Origin of the sequence: Trinickia sp. (assembly GCF_051953955.1) — a bacterium.
Classification (GTDB): domain Bacteria; phylum Pseudomonadota; class Gammaproteobacteria; order Burkholderiales; family Burkholderiaceae; genus Trinickia.
The window spans coordinates 26,952-33,282 of record NZ_JBQCIF010000028.1 but is presented as its reverse complement, the minus strand read 5'-3'; the positions used below and the strand labels follow the sequence as shown (position 1 = coordinate 33,282).

Sequence of the window (6,331 nt, the reverse complement as noted above, 5' to 3'; positions counted from 1 at the left end):
ATCGGCGATACCGCGTATCGGCCAAGAGGTCGTGATCGCGCATGATCAGGGAGACCCTGACATGCCTTTGGTGATCGGGCGCGTGTTCAATGGGGAAGCTGGCAATCCGTATCATGGGACGGCTGGGCAGACGATGGGGATTCGGAGTCAGACGCATAAAGGGAAGGGGTTCAACGAGCTGCGGTTTTCGGATGTCAATGGTGCGCAGGAAGTCTTTCTGCATGCGCAGAAGGACATGAATACCATTATCAAAGACAACGAGACGCATACGGTGGAGGCGGGCGCGCGTAGCATTTCGGTGTTGAAGGGCGACGAGAGCAAGCACGTTGCACAAGGCAGCTTATCGGAAAAGATCGCGAAGGCGCGCTTCACGACCGCTAACACGGTAGGCGTACAAGCCCTCGCCGGCGATGCAGGACCCGGAAAGCAGAGCTATCAGGCGACCGATGAGATCGAGCATCGCGTTGGTGCAAGCGTTGTCACGCTGAAGCCAGACAGCATCCGGCTTTCGCACGGTGCGTCGAGCATCTTGATCAATCAAAGCGGCGTCTTTCTCGACGGGCCGGTGATTCATCTGAATCAAGGGCTGTTTGTGACGCCCGAGCAGGCGATGGCGATTGAGTGGGCCAACCAGCAGGCGGTCATTGCTGCGGGGCTTGCTTCCGCTGATCCAGCAGTCCGAGAGGCTGCACGCAAGTTCCAGGCGACCGCAAAGGCACAGCAGATGGCGAAGCTCGCGAATGCGGTTTATGAGCCAGGTACGGCGCCGCCGGGGTGGAAGAACATTACCAATGATCCGGCGGCGTTGGCGAAGTACAATTTACGTCCTTCCGATTTCAAGATTCCGGGAAGCAATTTCGGCTCCCAAGCTTACGCGCCTGACCCAGCCGTGTTTGGCGACAGCATGAAGCCTACCATCGCCTTTAAGGGAACAGAGAATCTGCTTGGCGAGGATATGACCAACAATATCGAGCAAGGTGGGGGAAAGAAGTCCCCGTACTACGCACAAGCAGTCTCCATCGGGAAGAGAGTTTTACTTTCTGGCAACGCGAACGATCTGGACATAACAGGTCATTCCTTAGGGGGAGGGCTTGCGTCCGCAGCATCGGAGGCGAGTGGCTCGTCAGCTACCCTGTTTAACGCCTCAGGCCTGAACCCCGCCACTCTTCCGCTCTACGACGCATCGCCGCGAGCCGCTTCAATCACCAACTATCGCGTCGATGGCGAAGTTCTGACCGGGATACAGGAAGGACGTCTTGGGCCCATTAGCGATGTAACTGCGGCAGTTATGCCGAAGGCCGTCGGCGATCAGATTGACATCGCGGGAACCAGCATGACGAGCTTCGGCCGCCATAAGATGGCAGACGTGTTTAACGGCATGCGATCGAGGGCTGCACAGGAGCAGGCAGACCTTCTTCAACAGCTCGGTGCACATTGATGAAATATCGCAAAACGGTGATCGTTGGCGTACTCGTCGCCGCAATTGGACTGTCCTCCCCGATCTGGTGGCCTACTCACGCACAAGGAACAAAGATGTCGGGATTCAAACGCTACCCGCCGGAAGATTTTTTTACAGGACAACAACTCACGCTCGCTCAGGCGATCCGTGACGGAAACCTGGGGGCCGTCAAGGAGCTTGCCCCAAAAACCGATCTCGCCGCACTAGGCAACAAGAAAACGAGTCTCCTGTCCTTTGCGGTGCAGGAAGTTATTCCGGTCAAGAACGACGCTGCAAACGTTCGTTATCAAATCATTTCCGAGTTGGTGCGAGACGGTGCGAAGCCCGAGCAGCCTTTTGGATCGACTGACGAGGACGTTGCTTATCTTGCGGCACGCGCAGATAACCCGAATCTCCTTAAGGCGTTGTTGGCCGGCGGGATGAGCCCGGATTTGCGCTACGACGGCGATACCCCCTTGTTGTTCGCCGCGTCCGAGGACAGCTTGTTACCGCAGTTGAGAACGCTGATCGAACATCATGCCAACGTGAACATACGGGATTCGGTCGGCTACACCGCACTCTTCCAAGCGACGGGACTGCGCCAATGGGACACCGTCGACTATTTGCTTGCACATGGCGCAGACCCAACGGTATCAGATAACCAGGGGGCGAAATACGCCAAAGCGTTGAGCAATGAACTGCATCAAACGCCGACAAATTCGCCGCAACTGTCGCGCATAGAAGCGATCCGCAAGCGCATCGTCGCGGCCGGAGTGCAGTGGCCGCCGAACTGATGCGAGCGGTGCGGTTCATGTTTGTTCAACTTGTGTCTTGCTTCGAGGGCCTCGCCGGAGCAGGCCGACCTTCTCCAGCAACTTGGTGCGCACTGATGAAATATCGCAAAACTGTAGTTGTCGGCGCGCTCGTCGCTGCAATCGGATTGTCGTCCCCGATCTGGTGGCCCATTCACGCACAAGGAACAGAGATGTCGGGATTCAAGCGCTACCCGCCGGAAGATTTTTTTTCCGCCCAGCAACTCACACTCGCCCAGGCGATCCGTGACGGAAACCTGGAGGCTGTCAAGGCGCTCGCTCCCAAAACCGATCTCGCCGCCCTAGGCAACAAGAAGACGAGCCTCTTGTCCTTCGCAGTTCAGGAGGTCGTTCCCGTGAAAAACGATGCTGCCAACGTTCGCCACCAAATCATCTCGGAACTGGTTAGGGATGGCGCGAAGCCGGAACAGTCGTACGGACTCAACGACGGCAACATTGCCTACCTTGCAGCCCGCGCAGACAACCCGAATCTTCTCGAGGCGTTGCTGGCTGGCGGTATGAGTCCAGACCTGCGCTACGACGGCGATACTCCTTTGTTATTCGCAGCGTCCGAGGACAGCCTGTTGCCCCAGGTACGAACGCTGATCGAGCATCATGCCAACGTCAACATCCGCGATTCGATTGGCAACACGGCTATCTTCGATGCCACGCGACTTCACCAATGGGATGTCGTCGACTACTTACTCGCAAACGGTGCAGACCCAACTGTGTCCGATAAGGGCGGGCTGAAATACGCAACGGTGCTGAAGAACCAGTTGAACCGAATGCCAGCGAATTCGCCGCAGTTGCCACGAATGGAAGCGATCCGCAAGCGAATCGTTGCGGCCGGAGCGCAGTGGCCGCCGAACTGATGCGAGCCGCGTGCCTCGTGCTAGATCCAACCAGTCTCTTGCTTGAATCGGCAGTGCCTACCGATATCGAAATCCATGCCTAAATATGAGATGAACGACGCGGCGATCGATTTGCCCACGAACTTTACCGACAAGACGATGCACCTGTTCACGGTCGACGCGCCTGGCAGTAGCAGTTTCACGTTTGTCGTGTCGCGCGCGCCAATGGAGAAAGACGATACGGTTGATACGTTCGTGACGCGGCTCGTGTCCGAAATGCGCAAGACGCTACCGCGTTTCGAACTGAAGCATCAGGGCATCAGAGAAATCGATGGGGAAACGGCCCGCGAAGTCGATTACCAGTGGGTGTCGGAGGGCTCACCGCTGCATCAGCGCCAGACGGTCGTGATGTCTCCCGTGCCGGGCGAGCAGCGGATGGCGATCAGTTTCATTGGGACCTGCCCCAAGACGTTCTCGGCTGAAAAGCGAAAAGAGTACGACACCTTGATCGATAGCGTGGTGCTCAAGCGTCCGGACGATGCCAGCTTCATACCTACGCAGCTAGCCCTTGACGCTTCGGGGTTCGTCTTCGTGCTCCATGAAGCGACAGAGACGCTGTATGTGCTGACGAACTTGGCTGAACTGATGCGCCACGATGTGACGGAAATGTCCGAGGGCGTCGCGTTCTTTGAGGCGTCCGGTGCGCCATTGGCGCTGCGAGCCGAGCCCAACGGGCAACAGGCATGGAAAGCTCCGGATGGCCGTCAATTCGCGCTATGGACAATGGACCCGAAGGTGGCTCCGTCTTTGCACGAACGACTCACCGGCGTTAAAGCGGTGAAAGGGACTGCCGGAATACAGACCATCGCCGCGGTGCGGTCCTATCTCGCTACCGTTGGAAACGGCAACTAAGAGGGAGAACCCGTGGGAACATTGCTTGCGGCCGCGCGGCTTGGCGACCCGGTAGCGCATACGGCCTCCAAAGGGTGGATGATCGCCGGACTGATTGCGGGTGCGGTAATTGGAGCCGCGGCGGTAGTCGTGACAGGCGGCGCCGCATTGACCGTCGTCGCGGCGGTTGCGGCCGGTGCCGCTGCGGGCGGCGGGATTGGCGAAGTGCTTGGCACCATGTCGTGGGCGCCACGGCACGTTACGGGAAGCCTGACAAAAGGGTCACCCAACGTATTCATCAACAGCCGAGCGGCGATGCGCGCAAACCTGAGTCAAGGGGTGTGCAGCGATCACAATGGGCCGCCGCAGGTTGTCGCGCAAGGCTCGTCGACGGTTTTTATCAATCGCCAGCCGGCGAGCCGGAAAGACGACAAGTTGATGTGCGGCGCGCTCATCAACGATGGGTCGCCGAATGTCTTCATCGGTGGTGCGACAGTTGGACAAGCCAATTCCGAGATTCCGGCATGGGTCAACTGGACGATGATGGCGGTCGGCGTTGCAGCTGCTGCCGTGCTTGCGGGGCCGGTGCTGGCCGTCGTGGGGGCAGCAGGCGGCTTCGCAGGCGGCGAGGCCGGTTCATGGATTGGCGGCAAAGTCTTCGGCGAAGGTTCCGACGGTCAGAAGTGGTCGATGCTTGGCGGGAGTCTGCTCGGGGGATATGCTGGTGCCAAGGGGGCCGGAGCATTTAGAGCTAGCGACCGACCATTGGTAGGCTCGCCCGATGCGCTTGAGAGCGTTCCGTCGATTGGATCCGGTCCGAGGGGCTCACGTTTCGACTACTCCGTCGATGCAGTGCCGGCCGACCTAGAGGCAAACACAGCGGGCGTGTACGGCTATACGCCGAAACCAGGAACGGAAGTCTCCCAGGAAAAATGGGGGGTGGATTGGACCGATCGGGACGCTACGGCTAGTGCTCGTGCAAAGCGATTGGACTACCACCAAGGGTTGGAGGAAAAGCAAGCGTGGGTTGAGGAGCAACGGGCCTCGGGGGTTTCGGATGAGGACATCGCGCGGCAAATCGTGCAAGAGCGGAACGAAGCTAGGCTATCGTACTATCCTGAAGACGAGCAGCCGATTATCAGAGCCCGAAATTTGGCAAAATATCAAAATGAAACGGGGCCGTCGTACGAATATTTCATATCGAAGGGTAAAACTGCCCAGGATATGATCAATAGTGCGACTCGCTCAAATCAGAGTATGGACATTCTCACTGGAATAGCGGCGGTAAAATGATTGAGACACGTGTTATATTGAATGATCTTCCGGGCAAGCCACAGCTTGTTCTTGATAAATTGACTGGCGTGCTCCATCCTGCTCAAGGAGAGATGGTGCCATTTCGAGGTTGTATCAATCGAGTGGAGGAGAATGCCTTCTGCCTTTACGCAGAAGACGGAAATCTGATGCTACAACTTGGTTTGCAGAGATGGCCTCTTGATGGCTCGGTTGTAGTAAATTACACCCATGATTTTGATAAAAAAACGACGACGTTTTTGATCGGTGATTTCTCTATAGAGTACGAGGCGTGGTGGGCTTTCGATCCGACTTACAACAAATTTGCCCCGGAGCGAGATGAGGATGAAGATCCTCTAGCGTATGTGTACGCGTTGCGAATGAATGCGCAGCGTCGCAGCGAACTCATTAAGCGCTGGAGCGTCTGAAAGGACGCCGCCGGGAACGAAGGAATGAAGTAATGGGCGTGGACAAAGGTGAGCGGTTTGGCCGTGAAGATATCTACGTCGACTATCCATTTGAAGATGTGATGTTCAGATGGGACCGTCTGGCGGGCCAGATATATCGCAAGTTCTATGGCAAAGCGGAGACTGGCCCGATCCCGCACGACAATCGCTTGTACAACGATGCCCTTCTCTATGGTGACGAAATTTCGAGGGATGTTCATCTCGCCGGCAAACAACCCGGGAGTATGCGCAATCGGTGAGCGCTAGCTACTCATGTTCCGAGCGATACACTAAGCCTGGACTCGGCGGTGTCTACGGTGCTGATTCTCCAGCGACCGCTCTGGCGGAAGTGAATCACTATAAGGTCGATCTTTCGAATCGGGAGTTGATCAGCAAGGACGTAACGCTCAACAGTGTGTTGGACCTCACTGACCCGCAAGTGCGCGAGCAGCTTGGTGTATCGTTGAGTGACATAACAGGCAACTCGTATGACGCTACTCATCGCCTAGGAGATTGGGCAAGCGACAACGGCTATGATGGAATTCTTGCTCCTTCGGCGCGAGATGCGAGTGGTGCAAATCTAATATAATTTGGCGGATTTTG

Annotated in this window: 8 protein-coding genes; all 8 read left to right on the top strand. The window is 56.8% G+C overall.

Going from position 1 to position 6,331, the window contains the following annotated elements; all coding sequences use genetic code 11:
* The coding region (locus tag ACTHNZ_RS05900) for a bacteriophage T4 gp5 trimerisation domain-containing protein (RefSeq protein WP_440541565.1) at nt 1-1,438 on the top strand (1,438 nt) is incomplete at its 5' end.
* A complete protein-coding gene (locus ACTHNZ_RS05895) occupies nt 1,438-2,232 on the top strand; it encodes an ankyrin repeat domain-containing protein (protein WP_440541564.1) in 795 nt (264 codons plus the stop codon). The genes ACTHNZ_RS05900 and ACTHNZ_RS05895, both read left to right, overlap by 1 nt.
* 95 nt (nt 2,233-2,327) lie before the next feature.
* The gene (locus tag ACTHNZ_RS05890; RefSeq protein ID WP_440541563.1) at nt 2,328-3,122 is read left to right on the top strand and encodes an ankyrin repeat domain-containing protein; all 795 of its coding nucleotides are present in this window, start codon (nt 2,328-2,330) and stop codon (nt 3,120-3,122) included.
* Nucleotides 3,123-3,197: 75 nt separating this feature from the next.
* A complete protein-coding gene (locus tag ACTHNZ_RS05885) occupies nt 3,198-4,013 on the top strand; it encodes a DcrB-related protein (RefSeq protein WP_440541562.1) in 816 nt (271 codons plus the stop codon).
* 12 nt (nt 4,014-4,025) lie between these two features.
* Nucleotides 4,026-5,285: a PAAR domain-containing protein gene (locus tag ACTHNZ_RS05880; RefSeq protein WP_440541561.1), complete on the top strand. Its 1,260-nt coding sequence runs from the start codon at nt 4,026-4,028 to the stop codon at nt 5,283-5,285.
* Nucleotides 5,282-5,710, top strand: a complete 429-nt coding sequence (locus tag ACTHNZ_RS05875; RefSeq protein WP_440541560.1) for a hypothetical protein — start codon at nt 5,282-5,284, stop codon at nt 5,708-5,710. The genes ACTHNZ_RS05880 and ACTHNZ_RS05875 overlap by 4 nt, the downstream gene beginning before the upstream one ends.
* Before the next feature lie 32 nt (nt 5,711-5,742).
* Nucleotides 5,743-5,988 (top strand): hypothetical protein, encoded by a 246-nt coding sequence (locus tag ACTHNZ_RS05870; RefSeq protein ID WP_440541559.1) that lies wholly within the window; start codon nt 5,743-5,745, stop codon nt 5,986-5,988.
* The gene (locus ACTHNZ_RS05865; protein ID WP_440541558.1) at nt 5,985-6,317 is read left to right on the top strand and encodes an RES family NAD+ phosphorylase; all 333 of its coding nucleotides are present in this window, start codon (nt 5,985-5,987) and stop codon (nt 6,315-6,317) included. The genes ACTHNZ_RS05870 and ACTHNZ_RS05865 overlap by 4 nt, the downstream gene beginning before the upstream one ends.
* Nucleotides 6,318-6,331 lie beyond the last annotated feature (14 nt).